Annotated in this window: 20 protein-coding genes; 12 read left to right on the forward strand and 8 right to left on the reverse strand. The window is 71.3% G+C overall.

The window, feature by feature from the left end:
- Window positions 1-62 precede the first annotated feature (62 nt).
- Window positions 63-1,286: an aminotransferase class V-fold PLP-dependent enzyme gene (locus OG718_RS08415; protein ID WP_328843786.1), complete on the reverse strand. Its 1,224-nt coding sequence runs from the start codon at window positions 1,284-1,286 to the stop codon at window positions 63-65.
- 220 nt (window positions 1,287-1,506) lie between these two features.
- On the opposite strand from OG718_RS08415, the gene OG718_RS08420 reads away from it, so the two are divergent.
- The gene (locus tag OG718_RS08420) at window positions 1,507-2,223 is read left to right on the forward strand and encodes a FadR/GntR family transcriptional regulator (protein ID WP_143641648.1); all 717 of its coding nucleotides are present in this window, start codon (window positions 1,507-1,509) and stop codon (window positions 2,221-2,223) included.
- Window positions 2,224-2,257: 34 nt separating this feature from the next.
- On the opposite strand, the gene OG718_RS08425 is transcribed toward OG718_RS08420, so the two are convergent.
- Window positions 2,258-3,241, reverse strand: coding sequence for a phosphotransferase family protein (locus tag OG718_RS08425; RefSeq protein WP_443054947.1), 984 nt, complete (start codon window positions 3,239-3,241; stop codon window positions 2,258-2,260).
- A gap of 51 nt (window positions 3,242-3,292) precedes the next feature.
- On the opposite strand from OG718_RS08425, the gene OG718_RS08430 reads away from it, so the two are divergent.
- A complete protein-coding gene (locus OG718_RS08430; RefSeq protein ID WP_328843787.1) occupies window positions 3,293-4,825 on the forward strand; it encodes a DUF4419 domain-containing protein in 1,533 nt (510 codons plus the stop codon).
- A 170-nt stretch (window positions 4,826-4,995) separates the two neighbouring features.
- Here the strand turns inward: OG718_RS08430 and OG718_RS08435 are convergent, their stop codons facing one another.
- Window positions 4,996-6,486, reverse strand: coding sequence for a carboxylesterase/lipase family protein (locus tag OG718_RS08435; RefSeq protein WP_328843788.1), 1,491 nt, complete (start codon window positions 6,484-6,486; stop codon window positions 4,996-4,998).
- A 96-nt stretch (window positions 6,487-6,582) separates the two neighbouring features.
- On the opposite strand from OG718_RS08435, the gene OG718_RS08440 reads away from it, so the two are divergent.
- Window positions 6,583-7,182, forward strand: coding sequence for a TetR/AcrR family transcriptional regulator (locus tag OG718_RS08440; RefSeq protein ID WP_143641645.1), 600 nt, complete (start codon window positions 6,583-6,585; stop codon window positions 7,180-7,182).
- A gap of 41 nt (window positions 7,183-7,223) precedes the next feature.
- Here OG718_RS08440 and OG718_RS08445 read toward each other — a convergent pair whose 3' ends face one another.
- Window positions 7,224-7,487, reverse strand: coding sequence for a hypothetical protein (locus tag OG718_RS08445; RefSeq protein WP_186001371.1), 264 nt, complete (start codon window positions 7,485-7,487; stop codon window positions 7,224-7,226).
- Window positions 7,488-7,751: 264 nt separating this feature from the next.
- Here OG718_RS08445 and OG718_RS08450 point away from each other — a divergent pair, with 264 nt between their 5' ends.
- The 7 genes from OG718_RS08450 to OG718_RS08480 all read left to right on the forward strand — a co-directional run bounded on the left by OG718_RS08450 (window position 7,752) and on the right by OG718_RS08480 (window position 15,422).
- Window positions 7,752-8,162 (forward strand): MerR family transcriptional regulator, encoded by a 411-nt coding sequence (locus OG718_RS08450; RefSeq protein ID WP_186001382.1) that lies wholly within the window; start codon window positions 7,752-7,754, stop codon window positions 8,160-8,162.
- Between the two features lie 32 nt (window positions 8,163-8,194).
- The gene (locus OG718_RS08455; protein WP_143641643.1) at window positions 8,195-9,046 is read left to right on the forward strand and encodes a class I SAM-dependent methyltransferase; all 852 of its coding nucleotides are present in this window, start codon (window positions 8,195-8,197) and stop codon (window positions 9,044-9,046) included.
- A gap of 59 nt (window positions 9,047-9,105) precedes the next feature.
- Entirely contained in the window at window positions 9,106-9,642 is a 537-nt protein-coding gene (locus OG718_RS08460) for a hypothetical protein (RefSeq protein ID WP_143641642.1), read from the forward strand.
- Window positions 9,643-9,711: 69 nt separating this feature from the next.
- The gene (locus OG718_RS08465; protein ID WP_328843789.1) at window positions 9,712-11,223 is read left to right on the forward strand and encodes a HEAT repeat domain-containing protein; all 1,512 of its coding nucleotides are present in this window, start codon (window positions 9,712-9,714) and stop codon (window positions 11,221-11,223) included.
- A gap of 110 nt (window positions 11,224-11,333) precedes the next feature.
- Window positions 11,334-12,785, forward strand: coding sequence for a hypothetical protein (locus tag OG718_RS08470; protein WP_143641640.1), 1,452 nt, complete (start codon window positions 11,334-11,336; stop codon window positions 12,783-12,785).
- Window positions 12,786-12,903: 118 nt separating this feature from the next.
- Complete coding sequence (locus OG718_RS08475) at window positions 12,904-14,166, forward strand: AAA family ATPase (RefSeq protein WP_143641639.1); 1,263 nt, start codon at window positions 12,904-12,906, stop codon at window positions 14,164-14,166.
- Window positions 14,163-15,422 (forward strand): vWA domain-containing protein, encoded by a 1,260-nt coding sequence (locus tag OG718_RS08480; protein WP_143641638.1) that lies wholly within the window; start codon window positions 14,163-14,165, stop codon window positions 15,420-15,422. Before OG718_RS08475 ends, OG718_RS08480 begins: the two co-directional genes overlap by 4 nt.
- Before the next feature lie 113 nt (window positions 15,423-15,535).
- Here OG718_RS08480 and OG718_RS08485 read toward each other — a convergent pair whose 3' ends face one another.
- From OG718_RS08485 to OG718_RS08500, 4 genes are all read right to left on the reverse strand, one after another.
- Window positions 15,536-16,546: an ArsR/SmtB family transcription factor gene (locus OG718_RS08485; protein ID WP_143641637.1), complete on the reverse strand. Its 1,011-nt coding sequence runs from the start codon at window positions 16,544-16,546 to the stop codon at window positions 15,536-15,538.
- A gap of 127 nt (window positions 16,547-16,673) precedes the next feature.
- Window positions 16,674-17,387, reverse strand: a complete 714-nt coding sequence (locus OG718_RS08490) for an N-acetylmuramoyl-L-alanine amidase (RefSeq protein WP_260695566.1) — start codon at window positions 17,385-17,387, stop codon at window positions 16,674-16,676.
- A gap of 153 nt (window positions 17,388-17,540) precedes the next feature.
- Window positions 17,541-17,906, reverse strand: a complete 366-nt coding sequence (locus OG718_RS08495) for a peptidoglycan-binding domain-containing protein (RefSeq protein ID WP_186001370.1) — start codon at window positions 17,904-17,906, stop codon at window positions 17,541-17,543.
- Between the two features lie 124 nt (window positions 17,907-18,030).
- Window positions 18,031-18,864 carry an 8-oxoguanine DNA glycosylase OGG fold protein gene (locus OG718_RS08500; RefSeq protein WP_186001369.1) on the reverse strand — a complete coding sequence of 278 codons (834 nt, stop codon included), beginning with the start codon at window positions 18,862-18,864 and terminating at the stop codon, window positions 18,031-18,033.
- 173 nt (window positions 18,865-19,037) lie between these two features.
- Between OG718_RS08500 and OG718_RS08505 the strand changes: the two genes are divergently transcribed.
- Window positions 19,038-19,892, forward strand: coding sequence for a DUF4132 domain-containing protein (locus tag OG718_RS08505; RefSeq protein WP_328843790.1), 855 nt, complete (start codon window positions 19,038-19,040; stop codon window positions 19,890-19,892).
- Window positions 19,889-24,949, forward strand: a complete 5,061-nt coding sequence (locus OG718_RS08510; protein ID WP_328843791.1) for a hypothetical protein — start codon at window positions 19,889-19,891, stop codon at window positions 24,947-24,949. The genes OG718_RS08505 and OG718_RS08510 overlap by 4 nt, the downstream gene beginning before the upstream one ends.
- Window positions 24,950-25,058 lie beyond the last annotated feature (109 nt).

Consider the following 25,058-nt stretch of genomic DNA (forward strand, 5'->3'; position numbering starts at 1 on the left):
CGTGCTGTCGGGGGCCGTGCTGTCGGGGAAGCGCGGTGTCGCGCCGTCGACGCGCCGGGCTGTCAGTGGGCCGCACGGGCCCATTCGCCGATGACGGGGACGCAGTCCTCGGCGAAGTACTCGTAGTCGGCGGCGGTGTTGTAGACGTGTGCGGACAGCCGCATGTAGCCGATGCCGTCGAAACTGGTGAAGGCCGCCTCCACGCCCAGTTCGCGGGCCGCGCGGTCGCGCAGCGCGTCCGCCTCGATCCGGCTGGCGGCCAGCCCTTCGGGCAGTCGCACGAGCCGCATACCAGGAACGGGCATGCCCACGTCGACGGTGCCGGGGACGGCGCCGAGTCCGGCGAAGGCGGCTCCGACGAGGCGCTCGGCGTAGCCGGCCAGGTCGTCCATGTACTGGCGTGCGGTGTCCCAGCCCCAGGTGCGGTCGACGAAGTCCAGTGCCGTCGACGCGGCGAGATAGCCGGTGACGTCCACCGTGCCCTGCTGGTCGAAGCGGTCGGGGTAGGGATCGGCGGCGCCCCACGAGTCGATCAGCGGGTAGAGGTCCTCGCGCAGCGCGCCGCGTGCGACCAGTGCGGCGGTGCCGCGCGGTGCGCAGCCCCACTTGTGCAGGTTGCCGACCCAGAAGTCGCACGTCAGGCCGTCCAGCGGGGCGGCGATCAGGCCGGGGGCGTGCGCGCCGTCCACGAGCAGGGGGATCCCAAGCCGCCCGGCCTGCGCACCGATGCGCTCCACCGGCATCCGACGGGCGGTCGCCGAGGTGATCTGGTCGACGACGATCAGGTCCGTGGCGTCGTCGACCTCCGCCATCACGGCCTCGTACGCGTGCTCCTCGTCCGCGTCCAGCGGCACCCGGGCGGTACGGACCTCGCCGTCCCAACGGCGGGCCAGTCGTTCGGCGCCCATGGTCACGGCTCCGTAGCCGTGGTCGGTGACGACGATCGCGCCGCCGCGGCGGCGCGGGAGAGCGTTGAGTACGACGCTGACTCCGGCACTCGCGTTGGGCACCAGGGCGAGGTCGTCGGGCGTGGCCCGCAGGAAGGCGGCGAGGTCGACCCGGGCGTCGGCGATCTTCTGCGGCAGCGCGGGGAACCACACCACCGGGGAGCTGTCCATCTCGGCCCTCAGTTCGTTCTGCCGCTCCTGCGCCACCAGCGGGACCGCCCCGAACGAACCGTGGTTCAGGTGCTTCATGACGGGATCGAGCGACCACGCCCGGGCGGCGGGCCGGCCGTCCGCCAGCAGCAGGGGACGCGGGGCGGTGGTGACCTCGGTCTCGCTCACATCACTCCACATCTACCGAACCCGAGTGCCACCAGACATCAGAGGATGACGGCGACACGTATGATGACTCGGCATCCTGGCAGGCGTTTTCCGGCCTCGCAAGGGTCATGCAGCGAAAGTCATCAGATGACTTCCGGCCGATACGTCCGAGACATCAGATGACTGACTACAGTGCCCGAGGGTTTCGGTGGTGCCGCCGGCCCGTCAGGGGAGGAATCGGATGTCCGCAGTCGACAAGGCGTTCCACGGTCTGCGTCACATGATCGCGACGGGACGTCTGGGCCCGGGGGATCGCATCCCGCCCGAGGCCGAGCTCGGCGAGGAACTGGGCGTCTCGCGGGGTCCGTTGCGCGAGGCCGTACGGATGCTCGCGGCGCTCGGCGTTGTGGAGCCGCGGCACGGATCGGGCACATACGTCTCCCAGCTCCGGCCGGAGGACGTCATCGGAAGTCTCTCTCTGACTCTCGAACTCCTGCCGCTGTCGGGCCTGTTGGAGGTCTACGAGATCCGGCGGGTGCTGGAGGCGCACGTGGCCGCCAAAGCCGCCGCGCGCCGGACCCCCGAGACGGTGAAAACGCTCTACTCGCTCATCGAGTCCATGGAGGCCACCGAGGATCCCACCGAGGCCTCGGAGCTCGACCACCGTTTCCACGCGGAGGTCGCGCGGGCCGCCGAGAACCCCACACTCGCCTCCCTGCTCGCGGTCTTCCGCGCCCGCTCCCGCAAGTACCAGGTCTTCACCCTCCCCGAAGGCCCGGAAATGCGACGCAAGAGCGACGCCGACCACCGGGTCCTGGCCACAGCGATCGCCGACCGCGACCCGGGCGCCGCCGCCGGCGCCGCCGAGGCCCACGTCGCCCAGACGGAACGATGGCTGCGAGCCTTCATGCCACCGGTGGAGGAGAACGACGGAGGGCCGGAGGACTCCCGGGGCTGACGGCCGCTCGTTCTCGGAGCACGGTCGGGCGGGGTCATCCGTAGCGGCTGAAGAGTGCCCGGAGGTAGTCCTCCAGCCGATGGGTGAGCGTCATGGGCGTGAGGTCATGCCGGCCGAGTTCCCGCCAGGGCCCGGCGACCTTCTCCGCCTCCGGCGCGAAGGCCAGGGCATCCAGCAGACGCCAGTACAGGTGACCTCCGTGGTCCCCGTCGAGCACTCCCCCGGCCGCCGAGTAGTCGTCGGCCAGGCGCATTCCGGCGTCGACGCCGTGCAGCAGGGCGAGCGCGGTGGAGCAGTGTGCCACATCCAGGTCGGCCGGGCCCCAGGACGTCTCCACCCAGTCCACGACACCGGTGACCGCCAAGTCGGCGCCGTGGCCGGTGAAGAGGACATTGCCGGGATGGAAGTCCCGGTGCAGGAAACAGGACCGGTACGGCGGGGGCGGACGACGGATGACATCCACGGCTCGTCGCCACAGTTCGGGCCGCGGCGTGCCTTCGGGCAACCGCACGCGATCGGGTGCCGTCCAGGCCTCGTACGTACGCGGCCGTGACCTCGTCGGCACGAACAGCCCATGGATGTCGACGAGTTGTCGAGCCAGCAGCTCGGTCCTGCGCGGCACGTCCTCGTCGTCCAGCCTGACGCTTCCCGGCAGCCAGGACATCAGGAGCGAGGGGTGGTCACAGTGCGCAGCCAGGGCATCCACACCGTGGAAGTCGGCGGCCGGCACGGGTGTCTCCGCGAGGAACCTCAACATGTCCGCTTCGCGCGTGAGCAGCCCCTGCGCGTGCTTGACGAAGAAGGGCTTGACGAACGACCGCAGGACGAACGACCGGGGTTCGCCCTTCCCTTCGATGTCGAGACGGCGCATCCGCGAGGTCCAGCCGCCGCGCAGCGGGACGACGGCCCTGATGCGATCGCCTTCGCCCAGCGTCTTCTCCACCCAGGCACGGGTGTTGGACCAGCCTCGATCATCCACTCCGGCACCCACGACGTCCGCATGCTCCCCCACGTCCACGGGAACAGCCTACTGATCACCGAGGAGCCCGGAACTCCATAGGATCGCGCGATGGTGACCTTCGAGATCGACGATGTGACGCCCGCAGTCGAGCCGTTGCCCACCCGGCCTCTCGGTGAACTTGTTGTGGGTGCGCTCGCGGTCGGTGGGGACCCGAATACGCCGGTTGTCGAGCCGAATGGTGTGCATCCGCTGCTCGGGGCGGTGGGGCGTGCGTTCGCCGATCATCGTCGGCTCGTGCTGACTCCGGACGCGGTGTGGCTGACCATCGCGCAGGGCCTCGCCCAGCACATCCGTCTGCATGCCGAGGAACTGCGGCCGCGGCTGGTGCGTCACGCCGGTCGCAAGCGGCTCACCGTGGCCGTCGACGGACCGATGCCGCACGACCCGAACTCCTGGCAGGACGCCGTGGAGTTGTTCCACAAACTGCTCGCGGCGGAGATCAAGGACACCGGGACGAACGCCGACCTCTTCGAGTGCGACTTCTCCACCAGTACCGACGTCGAGCGGGTAGCGGGACGCATTGTCATGCTGGACGCGTACGCGCCGTACTTCGCGGTGTGGATGACCTTCGTGTGCGGAATCCCGTCGATCACGTTGACCGGCACGGTCGAGGACTGGCAGCGGATTCACGCACGGCTGGACGCGGTCGCCGACCTGGGCCCGGAGACGTGGTGCCGATCGCTCGTCCCGATAGCCGACCAGTTCGTGCGTGCCGCGACAGGCGACGTGGACACCGCGTTCTGGCAGCGCATCTACAGTCCGGTCGACGCCTATGGCGGCGAGGTGGTCACGGGGTGGATCGCGCGGTTCTATCCGTACCTGACCCGCCACGGTGCCGTCGCGAAGCCGAATCCACTGCTGGAACTTCCTCTCGACGAACCACGCGACCTGACCCTCGACGGCATGTTCTACCGGGGCCCAGGGGTGCGCAGCGACGAGGTGCCGGCGACCCTGTCACGGCTGGTCGTCCACATCAACGACCGGGTGGGGGGCGACAATCGAGCGGTCGCCCTGCACGCCGGACTCGTGGGTGTCGGGCAGGACGACGACGGGTCGCTGCGGCCGGTGGCGGGCTGGCATCTCGCGTCGGCGGCGGTCGAGATGGACGACGTGATCGACCGGATCGTGCGCGACCATGCCACCACCCCCGCGCAGTCGCCGGACGGGCTCTGGTTCGAGGGGTGCGCGGACGTGGTGGCGCTCTACAGTCGCGTCGGCTCCGCGACGCTGTTCGACGGCGCCTGGCGGCTCCGGCCGATCGCCGAGCGCCGCACGGTGTGGCGCGGCCACCGCGCGCATTCGATCGCCGTCGTCATCGACCTCGCGGACGGCCGGAGCCTCGGCGCGGTCGACAACTCCCGCACACGGACGACCCATTGGGTCGTCTGCCGGGTCGAGGAAGTACCGTCCGACGCCGCGGAAACGAACCGCCCGCGCCGCCGGCTCGTCGACGAGCCGAACGAGGTCCCGGTGTACGGCACTTCACTCGCTCTCCTCCTCGATGCGGCCCTGGACTCGGGCGGTGACATCGCGCACCTGGAGACCGGCCGACTCGACGAACTGGACCGCGGTATCGCCTGACCGAGGCGACCGGATACAGGGCTCGGGAACCGGCGCTGACGTCGTCCGTCACCCTCGGGTGGGATCTGATGCCAAGCGGGCCGGGTGTTGCCTGGCTGTACGCCAATTCACGCTGTCCTCGATGGGCAGGTGAGTGGCGGCGTCGCAGTCGTAGGAGCCGACCCGGACAGTTACGAATGATCGAAGGGGGCGGGGGAGTGGCCTTCCCAGATCTGGCGGGATGCCTGTTCGGGGTAGGGCAGAGTCTTCGACTCGGCGTCCAGGACGCGGGTGAGGTGCCCGCCGGGCCGGTGGGCGGACCAGCCCGCGTCGCCGGTGGTGACGAAGCGAACCCATACCTCCTGGAGTTCGCGGGAGAGCGCGACGGCCTCGGGAGTTGGCTCCCCGCCGATGAGCTGGGTGCCGACGGGGCTGTCCAGCGTGCCGAACGCCAGGGGCACGTCGAGGCTGTGGCAGGCGCCGAGGATGCCGCCGAGGACCGGGGTGACCCAGCTCAGTTCGAACAGGTACGAGGTGCCGCCGGCTGCGGCGTTCGCCTCGGCCAGCTTCTGTGACGGCATGCGGAAGAGGGCGTCGGAGTACACCGTCTCCACCAGCTCCTCCGGGCCTGCCTGCGGGAACGCGGCACGGTAGGCCCGCGCGCCGTCCGGTCGCGGGGCGAGCAGTTCCAGGGCTGCGTGGGCGTCCTCCTCGGTGAAGGTGCCGTGCCGTCCGCTCATGACGCTGAAATACCGGAATTCGTCCCGGGTGTGGCCGACGAGCAGTTCGGTCCCGCTCGCGCGGGCGCCGGTCAGCGCGGCCCAGGGCGTTTCCGGGAGGACCTCGCCGTCGACGACGGGGCACAGCGCCGTGCCGGTCTCCGTGAGGCGTCCCCAGTTCTCCCGGTGCGCGTGGAGACCGGCGTTGAAGGAGGTGAGCTCGGCGGCCAGGTGCCACGGGTCGATGTCGCGCAGGGCCTCGGCGGTGGGGGCCACCGCGCCGAGCCGGTCCGCGAACGCGGCGGTGACCTCCCGTGCCAGTGCGGGGGTGCTGTGCAGCCCCGGCACCGAATGGGCGATGGCCCGCCGGAACAGGCCGCGCGCGGACTTCATCGTCAGCAGGGCGGCGACCGAGCCCGCCCCGGCGGACAGCCCACCCACGGTGACCCGGCCGGGGTCGCCTCCGAAGGCGGCGATGTTGCGCTGCACCCATTCCAGCGCCGCGATCTGGTCGAGGAATCCGCGGTTGGGCGGCGCGTCGTCGAGGAACGCGAATCCCTCCGCGCCCACGCGGCAGTTGATGGTCACCACGACGACTCCCGCCTCGGCCAGCGCCGCCGGGTCGTACATCGGGTCGCTCGACACCGCCGAGAGGTAGCCGCCCACGGGGATCCACACCAGGACCGGCAGTCCCGCCGCGCCGGGATCCGGAGTGCCGACGTCGAGCGTCAGCCAGTCGGTGCCCTGCGGGGGCACGTCGATCGGCAGGGACAGCGGCACCACGGGGCCGAACTCGACCGCCTGCCTCGTCCCCTCCCAGCGGTGCGGTGGCGCGGGTGCGGCGAAGCGGAGCGCTCCGACCGGGGGCTGGGCGTAGGGGATGCCGCGGAACACCGCGTGCCCCTGCCGCCGGCGCCCCTGCACCACGCCTTCCGCGGTCCGTACCTTTGGCTGTTCGGACATGACGATTCCTTCCCTCGAGTGGACCCAAGGTTATGGGTCAGATGTATTATGTCGACTGTATTGGAACAGTCCAGGGGTACGAGGGAGGAGCCGGCGATGCCGAAACAGGTGGATCACCGCAGACGCCGCGAAGCGATCGCCCGCGCACTGTGGCGGGTGGTGGAGCAGCGCGGCGTCACACAGCTGACGATGCGCGTGGTGGCGCAGGAGGCGGGCATGTCACTCGGGCAGCTGCAGCACTACTTCGCCTCCCGGACCGCCATGCTCTCCTTCGCCATGGATTTCGCGTCCGAGCAGACCTCGGTGCGCGTGAACCAGGGGCTCGAAAAGCTCGGTGACCGTCCGCACCCCCGTGACGTGCTGCGACTGACGCTCGCGGAAATGCTCCCCCTGCATGCCGACGCCCGCGCGACCAGCCGGATGAGCGCCGCCTACGTCCTGGAGGCGCTGCACGACCGGGCCGTGCACGAGCAGGCGCGCCGCGGCCTCGTCCAAGGGCGGGGCCTCGTCGAGCAGTTGGTCCGCCAGGCGATCGCCGACGGGCACATCGACTCCGGCCGCGACCCGGCGACCGAGACCAACCTGCTCCTCGCCCTCACCGGCTTCACCTCCCTGATCGAACTCGACGTGATCGAGCCCTCGGACGCGCTCGCCGCGATCGACGTGCATCTGGACCGGCTGTTCAGCAGTACGTGACCTGCCCCCGGACATAGGGGCAGGTGGGGACAAGACCAGCTCTAGCGCGGGCTACGGCGCCCGGCATCGGTTGGTCGGAGATTGACGCAACGGCCGCCGCGCTCAGGTTGTCGACCCGGCACCTTGACCGCGGTCGGCGGGAACTCCTCCACGAACTGGGGGAACCGGCCCTCCAGCTCGAAGAACTTCAGCGTCAGCACGAACCCGAGCCGGGTCGGTCCGGACTTGTTCGCGACCAGCTCCCAGTCAGGGCCTGCCGGCGTCCAGCACGCGACCACGTCCTCGGATGACCACTCCTGGCGCATGAACGTCCCCGCCCCTCCACCGACAACTCGTTCGGCCTGACGAAGGGGCCGGCCGGGCACTGAGCAACGGGAGAGGCAGAGAGCCGAACGCGGTTGGGCAACGTCAGTTCGCCGAGTTGATGACGCTGGAACAGGCTCGTCACTTCAAGACTCCTTCACGATCCGTCAGCCCGGGTCCCGGGCACGACGGTTACGCTAAAACCTGACATTGACGTCAGAGGCATGGCCTGTGGCGCAGTGACAGCGGGGAGTGGGGAGAGCGGCATACGCATCGGAGAGCTCGCCGAACGGGCCGGCGTCAGCGTCCGGTCGCTGCGCCACTACGAGGAACAGGGCCTGCTTACCAGCACCCGTAGCGCCAGTGGACAGCGGCGCTACACGGACCACGACGCCGAACGCGTCACCTTTGTCCAGCGGCTGTACGCGGCAGGCCTGTCCAGCGGGACCATCACCGAACTGCTCCCCTGCGTCGACTCGCCCAGCGAGGAGAACTCGGACGCCGCTCTCGGTCGCATGGGCCAGGAGCGCGACCGGCTCACCGCACACATCGCGGAACTCGTTCACACCCGCGACGCCCTGGACCGGCTGATGACCACGGCCCGGGCACACCGCGACGGGCTCCAATCGGCCACATCCGCCTGCTACCGGCCCTCGCACCCCGCTCCCACGCGGTGACACGGGACAAAGCCGGGAGTCACCATGTACGTATGACGGACGAGACGATCGTGAACACGCATCAGGCCGAGGCCTGGAACGGCTATGAAGGCACCCACTGGGCCGAACACCAGACGCGCTACGACGATCTCAACGACGCCTCCAACGAGCCTCTCCTGGCCGCCGCCCGCATCCAGGACACGGACGCGGTCCTCGACATCGGCTGCGGCAACGGACGTCTCGCCCGCCTCGCGGCCGGCCGAGGAGCCCGTGCCCTCGGCGTCGATCTGTCCGTGCCGATGCTGGAGCGGGCCAGGGCGAGCGCCACCGAGGAGGGGCTCGACAACGTCTCCTTCGTGCAGGGCGACGCCCAGGTGTATCCCTTTCCCGAGGCGGGCTTCGACGTGGCGCTGAGCCGCTTCGGGGTGATGTTCTTCGCCGATCCGGTGGCCGCGTTCGCCAACATCGGACGGGCTCTGCGGCCGGGCGGACGGCTTGCCTTCGTCTGTCCGCAGGCCTTCAGCCGTATGGAACAGTCCGTCATCCTCGCCGCCGTCGCCGAGCATGTGACCCTGCCCGACCTGTCCCAGGACACGAAGACCGGCCCCGCCGCCTTCGCCGACCCCGAACGCACCACGGGCGTACTCCGCGACGCCGGCTTCGAGGACCCCGGTGCCGAGGCGATCGAGCGGACTCAACTGTGGGGCGCGGACGCGGAGGACGCCGCGACCTTCCTCTTCGGCTGGGGCCCCATGCGGCACTGGCTGCGGGACGCCGACCCGGACGCCACGGAGCGCGCCCGGCGCGCGGCGGTCGACGCCTTCCGCGCCTACGAGTCGGACACCGGCGTGCGGCTGACAGCCCGCCTCTGGCTGGTGACCGCCACCTGGCCGGGAGTCGCGTAAACGAGCCGACTGCGGGGCCGGAGCAGCGATACGCAACGAACGGAGAAGGGGGTACCGCCGTGATCCGGCCGATTCTCTACCTCGACGTGGACGGGCCGCTCAACCCCTACGCCGCCAAGCCGCACCGACGGCCCGCGGGTTACGCCACGCATCGGATGAAGCCCGAGGGCTGGATCGCCCAGCACCCCGGAACGCCGCGGGCCCACGTGAAACCCCTCCGGGTCTGGCTCAACCCCGAACACGGTTCCCGTCTCCGGGAGTTGGGCGAGCGGTACGACCTGGTGTGGGCGACCACCTGGGGCGCGGAGGCCAACACGTTCATCGGGCCTGTCATCGGCCTTCCCCGGCTGCCGGTCGTGGACTGGCCCACGACACATGACATACGCCCGGACGGAACGTTCTGGAAGACCCGTCACCTCGTCGCACACGCCGAGGGCCGGCCGTTCGCCTGGGTCGACGACGACGTCGACGACACCGACCGCGCTTTCGTCGCCTCGCACCACGGGGGCCCGGCACTTCTCCATCATGTCGACGCTCGGGTCGGGCTGCTCGACACCGACTTCGCCGTCCTCGACTCCTTCGCCCGGGCGCTGTGACCCTCGGCGGACCCGGTCCGGCCGTACAACCTCCGAGCGGCTCGGAGGTCTTCCTTTCCGGGGTGTGACATGGGATCGGAACACCAGATCGCCTTCTTCCTGCGGGAGTTGGCCGGACGGGACACTCAGCGTCGCGTGGCGGCGGCGAAGGGGCTGGGCAAGCTCGGTCGTCGCGAGCACGCCTGGGTGCTCGCCGAGACAGCCGGTGACCCGGCGCCCCAGGTGCGCGAGGCCGCGGCCGTCGGTCTCGGTCGGCTGGGAGTGCCCGAGGCGGGCGAGAAGGTGCTGCCGCTCCTGATGCGCGACATGGATCCATGGGTACGCCGAAGGGCCTCGCTCGCCGCGATCCGCCTTGAGCTTCACGGTGACGGGATCGTGCGGGCCTTCGCGGGGCTGCTCAACGACCCGGAACATCACGTCCGCATCAACGCACTCGTCGGCCTGACGGCGTTGGGCGTACCCGGCGACGTCCCGGCGCTGGTGAGCCTGCTCGGCGATCTGGACGGCGCCGTGTGGGGGCGGGCCCGGAGCCTGATCTACGTACTGAGGGACGATCCGGCCGTGAAGGCAGAGGTGATCCGAACGGCCCGGCAGGGCGAAGCCGCTGCACGCGTGGAGGCGCTCACGCTGCTGCCCCGACAGTGCACCGAGCGACTGCTCGACTCGCTGCTCGCGGGGCTGCGCGACCCGTCCCCCGACGTACGGATCGCGGTGGCGGGACGACTGTCCGGCGTGGAGACGCCGCAGGTTCGTGACGCGCTTGCCGCCGCTCTCGACGCCGAGCAGAGCCCGGCCGTGGCAGCGCGCCTGCTGGGCATGCTGGAACAGCCGGACGACCGGCAGCTGATCGGCCCGGCACGGCGATGGCTTCACGACCCGGTGGCCGGTCCGGCGGCCGCTCGCGCGCTGGGAGAGGTGGACACCGGGACGGCCGTGGAACTCCTGCGCGGCGTCATCGACGACACGGCGGTACCGGGACCTACCCGTGCCGCCGCCGCGAAAGCCATCGGCGAGTGCGGGAGATGGGACGCCGTGTGGCAGTTGCTCCCGCTGCTCGACGACCCGGACGCGGACGTGCAGGCCGGTGCCGTCGACGGCCTGGGCGCGGCCGTCTACAGAGGACTGCGCTTCTGGGAGCGTTGGCCCGTGACCCGCGTTCTGGTCGATCGCCTCACGGCCGAACCCGGCACCGCATACCGGACGGGCTACGCCCTGATCGGGCTGCCTGACGCCCTGCCGGCCCTGCGACGCCTGGCCGACAGTGCCGAGGCGGCCGAGGTCAGGGCCGCGGTGCTCTCGTTGCTCGTCCCGGAAGACCTTGATGGTCCCGGTCGCGGCAGATACGGCTCCGCGGAGGACGTACGCCGCTTGGTGCGGGCGCTCGACGACCCTGAGGAGCCGGTCCGCTACAGGGCCGCGCTCGCTCTCGAGCAGTGGCTCAAGTTCGGCTTCGCGCTCCCGCCTGACCGTGAGGCGCTGCACAACCGGTTGGAGACCCTCGCGTCGGACCCGTCCCCGCGGCTGCGGCGGGCCGCCGCCACCGTGCTCCAGACCCTCGCTGATCCAGGTGGCCGGAACTGACTGCCGTGGAAAACCACCTGACAGGTCGGCGCGGGCGAGATACTGTCGCTCGCGATGACGACTCACTCTGTTGACAGAATGGGGGTCCCGTCCGCGCAAGGTGAGTGCTGATGCTCACTGACACCGCGTACGAGGATCTCCGCCTTTCCTTCTGGCCGCGCGTGCGAGAGTTCGCCGTGCCGCCCTCCATGATCGAGACTGCTACCGCCCGTCGCCGTGCCGGGGACTGGGCAGGGGCGTGCGCCGCCGCGGGCGTCGACATCGATCTCGATCTGCGGTCCCTGGCTCGTGACCGAGGCCGGGACCTCGCCGCCCAAGTCCGCACAGATCTCCGCCACTTGGCTCCTGACCTGCTGCGCTGGCACATGCCGAGGATCGCTCCCCACGGGTTGCTGCGACCGGGCCTGACGATCGCTCTGACGCGGTACGACGCGGTGGAGCGTGACGGCCCTGGCCCTGTGCATGACGGCCCGGGAACGGTGTATCTGGTGGTCCGGACGGCGCCTGCCTGGGCGGATGCCGGTCAGCGCGTCAGCCTCGCGCTGTGGGACGGATCCCATGCCGACGCCGGCGCCCGCCGTCACCCGCATCCCCGTCCCAACCGACGGTTCCGCCTCGATCTGCACCGTCACCTGTGGGACGCGCGCAGGAGCGATGAGCTACGGGTCCGGTCGGGAGCCGATCGGCCGGCGGGCGAGGGCTTTCCCCTGGTGAAGGCCGGCGAAGGGCTTCCCCTGGGGAACCCGGACGCACTGGAGCCGGTGCAGTGGGATCCGCGCTGTGCCGTCGGCCGGTGGGCCGCCGAGGCAGGGATACTGCTCCGCGCCGAGGGAAGGGCCACCGGTACAGTCGCCGTGCGGCTGGGGTCCGGGCAGCGGCTGCTGCTGGACCTGGTCGCGGACGGTGACGGCCCGGGGCCGCCCGGGTTCACCGTCGCGGTGGCGCCCACGAGAGGGGCCACCGCCGCGCTGCCCGTCCTGCCCGATGCGGCGACCTGGACGCTGCCCGACCTGGAACTGATCCGCAGTGGTTCCATCGAGGTCGATCGGCTGCACCCGCTGGTCGCTTCGGCGTTGGCACCGGACCACCCCGTGACACGTCCCTCCCGCACCCCTGCCCGGCCCGGGCAGCCGCACCTGGTGGAGTGCCGGGGAGAACAGCACCGGATCGGCCTGGTCGACGGAGTCCTGTCCCCGCTGGACCACGACCCTGCCGAGATCCGCCGGGAGGAACTCCTGGCAGAGCTGACCGGCACACCACTCCCCTGCCTTCAGACCATCGACACGGCACACCGTCATCCCGACTGCCTGACCGGTGTCCGGGAACGCCTCCACCACGGCGACATCGCCGGAGCACTGGCCGTTGTCGAGGGCCTGCTGGGCCCCGACGCACTGCTGCGCGACGGCGCGCTGCGGGACGAACTCGAGGCTGCCGCGAGGCGGCGCATCACCTACGGGCTCTTTCGGGCGGATCTCGCCGGCCCGGGACCCGGCCGCGTCCGCCCGAGTCCGCCTCGCCCTCGCAACCACCGCTCCCGTCCACGCCACACGACCGGCCGCTGACCCAGGGGCGCCTCTCCCTGCCTTCTGCTCGCCCCTCCCTCTACTCGCCCTTTACTCGCCCTTCCTCTGCTCGCCGCTGCCTCTACTCGCCGCTCCACGAACCCTCAGGTGATCAAACATGCCCTCATACAGCCCGTTCGCCGCGCCCGACGCACCCTCCGACCCGACGCACATCTCCCAACTGGACATCGCAGGCGACCTGTTGGCCCGCCTGCGCGACACCACCACGGAACCGCGCCCCGACATCCAGCTGGAGGCCCTCACACTGGCCGTCGCCGCCGACCTGCCCGTCCTCCTGTGGGGCGAGCCGGGCATCGGCAAGACCGCGGCCCTGACACAGCTCGCCGCGTCCCTGGACCTTCCACTGACCACCGTCATCGCCAGCGTGCACGAGCCGTCGGACTTCTCCGGGCTGCCCGTCATCGGCGACGATCCCGCGGAACAGGGCGTCCCGATGGCCCCGCCGGACTGGGCGGTCCGACTGGTACGGGCCGGCCGCGGGCTGCTGTTCCTGGACGAGTTGTCCACCGCGCCTCCCGCCGTGCAGGCCGCGCTGCTTCGCCTCGTACTCGAACGGCGCATCGGCGCCCTGCAGTTGCCGCCCGGCGTACGTATCGTGGCCGCCGCCAATCCGCGGTCCTCCGCCGCCGACGGCTGGGAGCTGAGCCCGCCCCTGGCCAACCGGTTCGTCCATCTCCAGTGGACCCACGACCACGACGTGGTGGTTCGCGGCCTCGGCGGGACATGGCCGCGGGCCACACTGCCGCGGCTGGATCCGGAGCGGCTGCCTGAGGCCGTGAGCTTCGCCCGCCGTGCCGTGTGCGAGCTCCTCTCCGCCCGCCCCGGACTCGTACACCGGCTGCCCAGCAACGAGACGCGTCGGGGCGGACCCTGGCCGTCACCCCGCAGCTGGGAGATGACCCTGTGCCTGATCGCCTTCGCCACCGCGGCCGGCTCTTCCAGGGAGGTGCTGTCCCTGCTCGTCAGGGGAACGGTGGGAGACGGCCCGGGTCTGGAACTCCTTGCCGGTCTGGACCGTATGGACCTCCCGGACCCCGAACTGCTGCTCGCCGACCCGGCGTCCGCCGCCCTGCCCGAGCGCGGAGATCTGCGCCAGGCCGTGCTCGACGGTGTCGTGGCCGCCGTCCGCAAGCGCCCGGACAAGGCGCGCTGGGACGCCGCGTGGGCGCTCCTGGTGCGGGCACTGGACACCGGAGCCCCGGACCTGGTGGTCGTCCCCGCGACCACACTCGCCTCGCTGCGCCGACAGGACTGGGACGTTCCGGCGTCGATCGAGAGGCTCGCCGGAGCGGTGTCCATCTCCCGGCGGGCGGACCGGGCGGCGGCCCGGGCCGCGGTCGCCACCAAGGCGAGCCGGTGATCCCGGAGCCGACGAGGGCACTGGACCTCGACAAGCTCTTCGCCGCCCGGCTGCAGGCGGCGAGGGCCAGGCCCTACTTGGCCACGGCGCTGTTCGCCCTGCACACCGTGGAGTCGCGTTCGGTACCGACGATGGCCGTCGACCGGCACTGGCGGTGCTACGTCTCACCGGCGTTCGTGGATCGCACACCGGTGGAGGAACTGGCCGGTGTGTGGGTGCACGAGGTGTCGCACCTGCTGCGCGACCACCACGGGCGCAGCGACAGGGTCGCGAAGGAACGCGGACTGACCGGCCCCGGGGAACGGCTTCGGATGAACATCGCCGCGGACTGCGAGATCAACGACGACGTGTACGGCGACGGGTTGGCCTGGCCCAAGGACGTCGTCGAGCCGGGCTCCCTGGGGCTGCCCGAGGGCGAACTCATGGAGGACTACCTGCGGCAGTTCCGGCTCGGGCCGCGCACCCAGAGCCACTCCTGGCTGGACTGCGGCAGTGGGGCGGACGGTTCGGAGAGGGAGTGGGAGCTGGGTCCGAACGGCGCGCACGGCCTCAGCGCGCAGGAACGCGACGCGGTTCGGTTCCGGGTGGCGCAGGGCATCAAGGGCCGTCCGGGCAACACGTCCAAGGCGTGGCAGCGATGGGCGGAGGAGGCGTTCCAACCACCGCAGCCGTGGCGGGAGTTGCTTGGCGCGGCGATCCGTTCGGCAACCTCGGGCTCCGGCGCGGGCGACGACTACAGCTACGGCCGTCCCTCACGCCGGTCGGCCGGGTTGCCCGGCGTGGTGCTCCCCAGTCTCCGGCGCAGGCCTCCGCGGGTCTCCGTCATCATCGACACCTCCGGCTCGGTCAGTGACACCGAACTGGGCAGTGCGCTCCGCGAGGTTGCCGCGATCTCCCGTGCCGTCGGCGGCCGCCGGGACCTGGTCTCCGTACTGCCGTGCGACGCGGCCGCCGAGGTCGTGCACCCGCTGTGCCGGGCCGAGGGGATTCCGCTGCTGGGCGGCGGGGGCACGGACCTGCGCACGGGCTTCGCCAAGGCGCTCCGTACCCGGCCGCGGCCGGATGTCATCGTGGTCCTGACCGACGGTCAGACGCCCTGGCCGAGCTCGCAGCCGTCCTGCCGGACGGTGGTGGGCCTGTTTCCCCGGCCGTACGACTCAGGGGCGTGGGACGAGGACGATCCCGAGTACGTCCCGGACACGCCGCCCGCGTGGGCTCGCGTGGTGGAGATCGGCTCGGCTCCCGCCGTCCGGTGATCTCTTCAGGTCAACTCGCGGACCGGGTAACGGAGTTCATGCTCGTGACCCCGACCGTCCTGTGGGCGGCCCGGTGGTATCGCGGCCGCCCCGGAAGGACCGGGCTCCGGGATTCAGCCGTCCTGCACCGCGATCTGGCGGTCCTGGTCGGGGAGACGAAGGAGTGCCGCCCCCAGCGGTGTGAGGGTGTGCAGGACGGTGTTCGCGTGGCGGTGGCTGGCGATGAGTCCCGAGTCGCGCAGCACCGTGGTGTGGTGGCTGGCGCTGGCCGGGGACACCGAGACCGCACGGGCGATCTCCGAGTTGGTGGCGCCGTACGTCACCGCGAGCAGTACCGCGGCCCGGGTGCGCCCGAGCAGCGCAGACAACGGTGCCTCGGCCGGGCGGTGTTGGGGAACGGGGCTGCCTGATGCCAGCGGGTACAGCAGGACGGGCGGCAGGTTGGGGTCGGCGAAGGAGACCGGCTTCTGCCAGCAGAAGTACGAGGGGATCAGGACCAGCCCGCGGCCGCCCAGGCGCAGATCACGATCGACACCGCCCACGTACTCCACCTCGAGGACGGGGGCTCTCCAGCGCATGGCGGGCCCCAGTCCCCCGAGCAGCCCTTCCGCCCCGCCGTGCAGCAGATCGCGGCCTCGTCGGGCGCACTCGGCGTCGACGCGGGCCTGCATACGCTCGCTGTGGGGGGCGATGGCCGCGTTGTGGTACTTGCGCAGCGCCGCGACCAGTTCCCCGCGGACGTCCTTGTCGGCCAGGCGGTACATGTCCTTCGGTACGTTCCTCACCTGTGCCAGCAGACCGATCTCGTGCCGGACCCGGGCAGGCGGCGTATCAAGGATCGCGTCGAGCCCGCTCTTCAGTCCCTGGCCCGCCTCGGCCGGGGTCAGAAAGTCGGGGAAGTACGTCGCGCGCGGGAACAGCGGAAACAACAACGTGCGTACGACCGTGCCCAGTTGCTGGGTGGCGATGGCGGCGCGGGCGTCGCGGTACCAGGCGGCATGGGCCCAGCGCCCGAGCTGGGACTGTAGCCGGTGCAGACTGGCGGCGATCTCCCATAAGGGGTCGGGGCGGCAGGCGAGCCGCGTTCGGATGAGATCCTCCGACGTGAAGTGAATGCGCAGCACGGTCCCCCCATGCGTGATTCCTGCCCGATGCGGCAGACAATGCCGCGCCGGCCCCCTTGAAGACAATGACTGGAACGGATCATCCTCGGGCGCACACAGCGGAGTCAGTGCTGGGTACGCCGAGCTGTCAGCCCTGGATCAGGGCGGCCACCTCTGTGCGTATGGCGGGCATGTCGGCGAAGACCGTACCCGGACAGTCGGTGGCGGCCCAGTGGCGGTGACCGCCGATGGCGGGCGCGACGAGGCTCACCCCACTGACCGGATTGACGTAGGACACCTTCCCCAAGGGGGCGATCGCGTGCCGCTCGGCCAGTTCGGCCAGGAGCTGGATGAGCGCGGTGCGTGCGGCGGCCGTCGGGGGCGTGGTCGTCAGCGTCCCCAGAAGGGCGATGCCGAGGTTTCCGCTGTTGTATCCCTGGACGTGCGCTCCGGTGACGAGCCGCCCCGACGCGTCGTGTGCGGGCGTGCCGTCGGTGCCGTCGGTGCCGGACCAACGCCCCTCGTACACAAGGCCGTTCCGGTCGATCAGGAAGTTGTAACCGATGTCGCCGTAGCCCTTGCCGACGGTGTCGTTGCGGTAGATCGCGCGTACCACTGCGGCCGGGTCCGGGTCGGTGCTCCCGTCGTCGGTGTGGTGCACGGTGAGGGTCTGGACCGGGTAGTACTCCGGCGGCCAGATCTCCGTGCCGTCGGCGGCGTACCGCAGGGCCTCGTCCGCACCCCAGGCCGCGCGCGAGCGCAACGTGTACGCGGCGGAGGCGGCAGCGGCCGCGGGCGGACGGGGCACGACGCTCAACGCGGCGGCGACTCCGAGCGCACCCAGGAACACGCGTCGCGGCACTGGGGGCGTCGTGCGAGCTGGGCTCGGGGAGCCTGCGGAGTTCGAGTCCGGGACCGTCATCGCGTGATTCCTCCTGTGGGGGTGTCCTGGCCGGTCGAAGCTGCCCGCTCCTGCGGTCGGGAAGCGGGCAGCCGGTGGAGCGGAGGAGCGCTCCTACAAGGCGCAGGCGGGCTTGGGGTTGTACAGGCGGTTCCAGGTGCTGGAGCCCACGATGCCGTCGGCGCCGCCCGTGGTTCCGTTGCAGGTCTGCACCCAGTAGACCCCCCGCGCGGTGGCCGGACCGTAGTCCCCGTCCACATCGATCCAGGTGTTGTACTTGCTGTAGTTGTTGATGAGGCACTGCACCTGGCGAACCGCGTTGCCCTCGTCGTTGGGACGGACCGTGGGCCGCGCGGTGTCGGAGATGTAGTTGCAGTTCGGCTCGGCGACCGCGGCGCTCGCGGAGGGCGCGACCGCGAGGCTCCCTCCGATGGCCAGTACGGCGGTGCTGCACAGGAGGGCTAGGCGGTGGGTGCGCATGTTGTCTCTCCCGAGGTGTGTGTTTGTTGTGATGAAAGTAAGAGTGCGTGTGAACATGACCACCGGTCTACGAGATTCGACCAGGCCGAAAGAACGCAGGTCAGGCGTTCCTTCCCGCCAGGGGTCAGGCCGCGGGGTTCCAGACGCCGTCGAACAACGCCAGTTCCAGCAGATCCGGGCGTGACCCGGGCCATCCGACCCCTGCGGAGGCGAGTTGTCCGGTCGCGGCATGGATCCACCCCAGGTACACCCCGTACCGATGGGAGGTCCAGCCGCTGTCCGACCAGATCCAGGCCGCCACGTCCGGCGCGGAGGCCAGTGCCATGTCCGCACCGACCCGCGTGGCATGAGCCCTCATCACACGCGCGACCCGCTGGTCCAGGATCAGCGCGCGGGGAGCGGCGGGAGCGTCCGTCGCCAGGGCGCGGAAGTACACCTGGTCGAGGCGGTTCGCCTGGTCGAGGAAGTAGAGGAACTTGGTGAAGAACGCCGGCCCCAGTCCCTTCACCGCCCCGTGGAGGCCGCGGTACGCCGCGACTGCGCCCTCCTGGCGAAGGGTGGCGCCGGCCATGGCCAACGCGTCGTCGACAGTGGGCTCCGCCAGGATCTCCTTGAGCCGGTGCGGACCGTAGCCGGTCCGGCCCTGCCCCCATACGTACGACGCGATGAGGGCCTCGGACCACTCCGAGCGCTCTGCTGCCCTCCGGGTCGACGCGACCACCTGGTCACGGCTGATTCTCGCGGTTGCTGTCTGCGTCCGCTCGGGGAGCTCAACGGGCCATGGCTCGACGCCGGACCAGTGTGCGGGCACGTACTCCACGGCGTGGCCGCCGGCACCTGTCGTGTACTGAGCACCTGAGCCGGCCAGCCAAAGTCCCAGCGCGCGCACCGCAGTTGGGGGCAGCAGCCGCTTCCTCAGCTCGTCGTCCAGCGCGTCCGCGAGATCCTGACGTCCCATCCCGCACCCCCCGTGTCCCCTGACACCTCGAAAGTCCGCAGAGTACTGGGGACTTGCTGATTCCGGACTGGAAACCGGCCCGGAGCCGGGTCCGGGCCGGCTCGGGACAGGTGTTGTCAGTGGTCTCACTTAGAGTTCCGGTCACTTGATCAGTGAAGTGCGGGGAGGCACATATGGGGTGGGTCACGGCCGGCGACTACGAGGTCGGCCTGGACGGCGGAAAGGTGGTGTGCCGCAACGCCGCGGGGCGGCGGTTGAAGTCCGTACCGGCCAAACTCGCGGACGATCCCGCGGTCATGGGACTGCGACAGCTCGCCGAGTGGCTGGAACGGCACGAACGCCAGTGCCTCACCGACGTCGAGAAGTGGATGGTGCGCTCGCTTCCGGTCCCGCTCGCCGTCATCGCCCGGGTGTGGCCGGATCCCGCCTGGCAGAGCGCTATGCGCGATCTCGTCGTCACCGGTCCGGACGGCGAAGTGGCCGGATTCCTCCGGGACGCCGACCTCGACCGCGGTCTCGGCCTCGTCGACCTCGACGGGGACAGCGTCCGCATCGCCCCCGAACTCGTCCACCTCCCCCACCCCGTCCTTCTCGACGACCTCGAGGAACTGCGGGAGTTCGCCGTCGAACTCGGCGTCGAGCAGCGGGCCCAGCAGCTCTTCCGCGAAGTGTGGCAGCGCCCCGCTGGCCTTGACGCCGACGCCACCACCGTGGAGGACTACGCGGGCGGCGCGTTCAAGCAACTGCGCTTCCTGCACGGCAGGACCACTCAGCTCGGCTACCGCGTGCGCGGCGGCAACGCCGTCTGCTCCGTGCGGGAGGACGCCCGCGGCGTCGAGGCCCGGGTCTGGATAGGCGACTACGACGGCTACGAGGAGACCGAGACCGGCCCCCTCATATGGACCGACGGCTCCGGCCGGGTGCTGAAGCTCGGTCAGGTGGGGCCCGTCGCCTGGTCGGAGGGCATGCGCATGGCCGCCGCACTGTTCGCCGGGCGTGACATCGAGGACGAGGAGCAGGCGGCATGACCACCTACGCACACACCACCGCGGCCGCGCTGCTCGAAGCCGGTGCCGTCCTGCCCGTGGGCACCACCACCGGCGAGGACGCCGATTCCCTCACCGTACGGACGTACACCCACTCCGCGCTGGACGGCCGGCTCGCCGTGCGTCTGGTGCCGGGCACCCTCGGCGAGGCCGAGGACCTCGCCCTGGAGTTCCTCGGCCTGGCCCGCGAACCGGAGACCCCCGAGGTCGGACAGGTACGTCGCGAGACACTCGGTTTCCCCGCCTGGGCACTGGTCAACGACCCGGCCAACGGCCACCACGCACTGGCCCTCGTCAAGGACGTCGAACGGCTCGCTCGCCAGGCCAAGTCCCGCCCCGGCACCGCCAAGGAGGGCTTCGAGGAACTCGGCGAGCGGCTCGGCCGTGCCGTGCCGCACTTCCTGCCGACCTTCTACGAGCAGGCCGCCCGGATCTTCCTCCAGCACGAGAACACTACGTACGCCGCAACCTTCTTCGGCAAGGCCCGCGAGGCCGAGCGAGTGCACGCGCTCGCCGTCGACGAGGAGCGGCAGCGCGCCGTGTTCCTGGAGTTCGCCTTCGCCGGGGCACTGACGGTCAAGGCGCTCAAGGAACATGTGAAGGACCTGGCCCACCGGCTCGACCCGGCCACGGCGTGGGCGCAGTTCCGGCAGCTGTGCGTGGAGCGCTGCGCGGCGGGAATGCCGCCGTACGCGTCGCTGCCGCAGGACGCCCGCGGCCTGATAAAGGCCGCCGGCCTGTCCCGGGTCACCGAGGAGTGTGCCCTGGTGGCCGATCTGGTCGCCTCGCCCGCCGCGGTACGCGCGCCCGTCTCCTTCTGGACCGCCTACCGAGCCACCCTCCCGGTCCTCGCCGAGCGGCAACCGGCCGTACGGGCACGGCTGCTGGAGATCATGCCGACCGCCCTGGGACGCGACGTCAAGGACGACGAGTTCTGGTTGACACTGCTCGCGGAGAGCGGCGCCGATCGCCTCCTCACCGGCGAGGACCGCGAGGACGGCGAGAACAGTCCGGACGGCGAGAAGACAGGAGGCGTGGACGCGGCCGACGGCATCGACGCCGCGGAGTGGCTCAGCCGCTGGGCCGCCCACCGCAAGCACGGCGGCACGGTCTGCGGGCGCTCCCCGCTCACGCTCGAACTCGTCGGACGGATGGCGCCGCGGCTGTGTGCCGACGGCCGGGCCGTGGACCTGTTCACGGGCCGCTGGCACGCCGGTGCCGACCTCGACCTGCTGGACCTGTGCGTGGCGCAGGGGATTCCCCTCGCGATGCCCGACGCGGACGGAGAGGTGTATCTGTCCCTCGACCGCTGGCTGCGCGATGGTCAGCCCGGTGGTCGCGACCTGACCGCCACCGCCGCGGATCCGCGTTTCCGGCCCCTGCTGCACCGGGCCATCGACGCGCTGAGCGACAACCGGGCACTCGCCGGGGTTCTGGAGGACCTCGCCTCCCATCCCGTACTGGGTGACGTGCTGCGCGAGTGGCTGGACGACGCGGCCAAGACGTTCAGCGCCTCGACGGGCCTGCCCGGCGCCCGCGCGGCGCTCAACCGCCTGCGCCCCTTCCGTCCGGTCGCCGCCCGGGTCAGCCCCCAAGCGGTCGCACGTGTCGGAGAGCACGAGATCGCGCCGCTGCTCGGCCGCACCTTGCGGGCCGGCATCCCCGACGAACTGGGCTGGCCCGCCCTTGACGAGGCGCTGCGCCTCCTCGACACCGACACCGGGACCAAGCCCAAGAACAAACGCAGGCACAACCACGATGACGACCCACTGCGCCTGACCGAGGCCTGGCCCACGCTGATCCTCTCCCGCAGGCACAAGGCCGTCGTCGTCGGACCTGACAAGGTGCTGCTCGACCACGACCTGAGCCTGCCCGTCGAGCTGAACCGCTGGCAGCAACCGCAGTTCCGCTACACCGACGGCGAACTGCTCGTGATGTGGCGGCAGGACAGCAAACAGTTCGGCTACTGGTCGGCCCGGCCGTCCGAGGTGTTCGCCCTCGGCGGCGAGCAACTGCCCCACTGGTACGGCAACGACGCCGGTGCCCCCTCCATCCCCCTGACCGACGGCGGCCGCGCCACCGGCGGACGCACCCTGCACGCCGGGGACACCGTCCTGCCGCCGAGCCGGTCCGTCATAGGTGACGGCACGACCTGCTGGCGCCAGGGCAGGCAGGGCCGACAGCAGGTCTGGCTGGAGTACGACCCGGCCACCGGTACGCACGGACGGGCCTCCCTGCCCGCCTTCCTGCGCTCCGGCATCCGCGAGGACACCACACTCCTGCAGCATCACTGCGAGGTCCTGCCGCTCCAACCCGGCCTCGAACACAGCCCCTTCGGCACCGACGGCTCGGTGCTCGGCCGCTGGGTGCGCTCGGAGGGCGCGGGAGCCGAGGCCAGGACGACCGCCGGTACGCCGGACGGCCGGACCGTCACTCTGCAGGCAGGCGGATTCCCTCTCGGCGCGCTCCGGCTGCCCGGAGGTGCCGAGCCCATCGCCGCGCAACTGCACCAGCACGTCGCGCTGTTCGCCTCCGAGGACACCTCGGCCACCGGCGAACTCGGCCGGGTCGCACCCGGTCAGCGGGGCGGGGAGTTCGCCGCGGGCACCCGGCTCGTACCGCCTGTCGCCTTCTGGCACGCACTGCGTCCCCGTGACGAACGGGCGTCCGCCGTGCTGCGCGCGCTCACCGACGAGGCGGCGGCGGACGTGCTCCGCGCCGGAGCCCAGGCCCTGACCGAGCGTGAGGCCCGGATCGTCGAGGCCGGCGACGCCGCCGACACCACCGTCGACGGCAAGCCCGTCGTCCCGTCGGTGGACGACTTCATTCGGCCTGCCGTGTCGAGGTCCCTGCCCGGCCTCACCGACGAACGGCTGCTCATCGGTGTGTCCGCCCTGGTCCGTGCGGCGCTCCAACTCGCCGGGACGGCCGCCGCGTTCGTGGCACCGCCGACAGAGAAGAAGCGGTCCGAACAGCGGCAGAACGAGGAGATGTTCGCCGACTACCGCCCCGAGCACGGTGAGGACCGCACCCTGCGCGCGGTCACCGCCGGCATCGCCGATCTGGGGGGATGGTGGGGAGGCAACCACGCGTGGACCGCCCTGCGCCAGATCCGGGCCGTGAACCACGTACTGTCCGGACGGCCCGCCGACGGCAAGCCGCTGCCCGATCTCGCGCGGACGGGCGCCCTCGGTGACGGCTGGCGGAGCGAGGAGCGCACGATCCCCGGCATCGGCATCGTGTGGCCGTCGATCCTGGCCGTGCTGCGGCCGCTGGCCTACCGGGCCGCCACGCCGACCCTGACCGACGCCGAACGGGAAGCCCTTCTCCTACTGTTCGACGCGGTCTCCGAAGGACCGCTGGCCGCACCCGGACACGGGCTGCGCGAGATCCTCCTGAGCGAGCCGCACGACAAGCAGCAACGTGCCGGTCAGGTGCTCCGCCGGGACGGACGCACCGTGGTCCTCCTCGGCTGTCAGTCCGTCGACACCGAGCACAACCGGGTCAGCTGGCTCGCCCTGGACCACGACCCCTCCGGCGCGTTCGGCGCCGTGGCCCACTTCACCCTGGACAAGGAGACCGCAGTGCCGTCGGCGTTCCCCGCCGACGGGCTGGCCACTCTCGTCCGGACGATCCGGGACAAGGGCGCCGCCCCCTGGCGGCCCGATGCGCCCGCCGCGTTCGCCGCCGCGACCCGCGACGGTCTGGGCCCCGTCCAGGCGACCGTGCTGCTCGCCGCACGTCCGCGGGACCCCAGTGCCGACGTACTCGTCACGATCGGCCTGAAACCCCGGCAGCTGGACCTGGGCAACGGCCGGCTGTCGTCGCTCGGCCGGGAGGACCGGTTCGCCCTCATGAGCGTGCTGCTGCCCGAGGACCCTGCCGACCTGTGGGCGTCCGGTCCGGACATCGCGGCCGCGGGCCGGGTGTGGGCCGAGCGACTCGGTTCCGTCGTCCGCCTGCCCGAGGACCTCGGGGTCGATCTCGCAGGTCTGCCCGCCGACGCCGTCGAGGCCGTGCTCAACCCGACGCTCACCCCCTGGATCAGCCGTACGACGGTGCAACGGCCGGACAAGGACGGCAACCTCGCCGCCGCCGACCCCGCGGCGCTGCCCGGACGGTACGACCTGACGCGTGCCGTCGCCTCGCTGGCCGCACTCGCCTACGGCCTGCCGTACGGGGACTCGCTGCGCGCCCGCCTGCCCGAGGGCCTGGCCGCCGTGCGGCGCCGCCTCACCGACCCTGGTCTGCTGCTCGACCTCGACGTCATGTGGACGGACAAGGGCGGCTCGACCGCGGTCGAACTGCGCAAGGCGTACGGGCTTCCCGCCACCGGAGGCGCCGACGCACACGGCCTGACGCCTGTCGGGGAGGCTCTCGTGCTGCGCCCCTGGTACGGCGATCAGGAGACGGTACTGCTCCGCCCCGCCGCGCTCACCGGTCCGGACGACGCGGTCCTCGGGCTCCTGGAGGGCCTGGTGGGTCCGGACCGCGACGGTGGTCTCCAGGCCCTGCGCACGATCCTCGGCGACGGACTCGACCGCGCCCTGGCGGCCGGCTTCGCCCCGGAGGAGCCCGTCGGTCACGCACAGGACCCCACCGTCGTCGCTCCCGCGCTGGTCACCGAAGTGGCCTCGGCTCACGGTCTGAGTGAGGACGCGGCCGCGCTGTACCTCCAGTTGCTGGCCCTGCCCGATCCGACGGACCGCAACTGCGCACGCTGGACCGGCTGGAAGCCCGCCCGGCTGAAGAAGGCCCGCACCGAACTGGCCGCCACCGACCTGGTCGTCGAGGCGAAGCGACCGCGCGCAGGGCGCACCCTCTTCCTGCCGTGCGGCTGGCGCGACCTCAAGTCCCCCGCCCTGCCGGTGGAGACCTGGAAGGAAGGCCTCTACCCGGTGCGCGACGGCTCGCGTGCCGTGCCCCGCCTCCCGGTGCCCGACCTGTTCGCCCACGCCTGGCAGCGCGTCCAGGACGGCGACGCGCCCGCCTACGAAAAGCTCACCACCCGCGCCACCCGGAAGGGCCGCCGCCGATGACCACCACCCGAGCCGACCGGATGAACCCTTGCTGACGGCGCGCCGGATGACGGCTCCCCGGATGACGCCCCCTCTGCTGACGACCTCCCGACCCGACCGGACGGACCAC

The organism is Streptomyces sp. NBC_00258 (assembly GCF_036182465.1).
Lineage (GTDB): Bacteria > Actinomycetota > Actinomycetes > Streptomycetales > Streptomycetaceae > Streptomyces.

Coding starts and splice junctions, on each gene's coding strand:
- OG718_RS08420 (WP_143641648.1), top strand. CDS start 1,507: ATGTCCGCAGTCGACAAGGCGTTCCACGGTCTGCGTCACATGATCGCG.
- OG718_RS08430 (WP_328843787.1), top strand. CDS start 3,293: ATGGTGACCTTCGAGATCGACGATGTGACGCCCGCAGTCGAGCCGTTG.
- OG718_RS08435 (WP_328843788.1), bottom strand. CDS start 6,486: ATGTCCGAACAGCCAAAGGTACGGACCGCGGAAGGCGTGGTGCAGGGG.
- OG718_RS08440 (WP_143641645.1), top strand. CDS start 6,583: ATGCCGAAACAGGTGGATCACCGCAGACGCCGCGAAGCGATCGCCCGC.
- OG718_RS08445 (WP_186001371.1), bottom strand. CDS start 7,487: ATGCGCCAGGAGTGGTCATCCGAGGACGTGGTCGCGTGCTGGACGCCG.
- OG718_RS08455 (WP_143641643.1), top strand. CDS start 8,195: ATGACGGACGAGACGATCGTGAACACGCATCAGGCCGAGGCCTGGAAC.
- OG718_RS08465 (WP_328843789.1), top strand. CDS start 9,712: ATGGGATCGGAACACCAGATCGCCTTCTTCCTGCGGGAGTTGGCCGGA.
- OG718_RS08470 (WP_143641640.1), top strand. CDS start 11,334: ATGCTCACTGACACCGCGTACGAGGATCTCCGCCTTTCCTTCTGGCCG.
- OG718_RS08475 (WP_143641639.1), top strand. CDS start 12,904: ATGCCCTCATACAGCCCGTTCGCCGCGCCCGACGCACCCTCCGACCCG.
- OG718_RS08495 (WP_186001370.1), bottom strand. CDS start 17,906: ATGCGCACCCACCGCCTAGCCCTCCTGTGCAGCACCGCCGTACTGGCC.
- OG718_RS08500 (WP_186001369.1), bottom strand. CDS start 18,864: ATGGGACGTCAGGATCTCGCGGACGCGCTGGACGACGAGCTGAGGAAG.
- OG718_RS08505 (WP_328843790.1), top strand. CDS start 19,038: ATGGGGTGGGTCACGGCCGGCGACTACGAGGTCGGCCTGGACGGCGGA.
- OG718_RS08510 (WP_328843791.1), top strand. CDS start 19,889: ATGACCACCTACGCACACACCACCGCGGCCGCGCTGCTCGAAGCCGGT.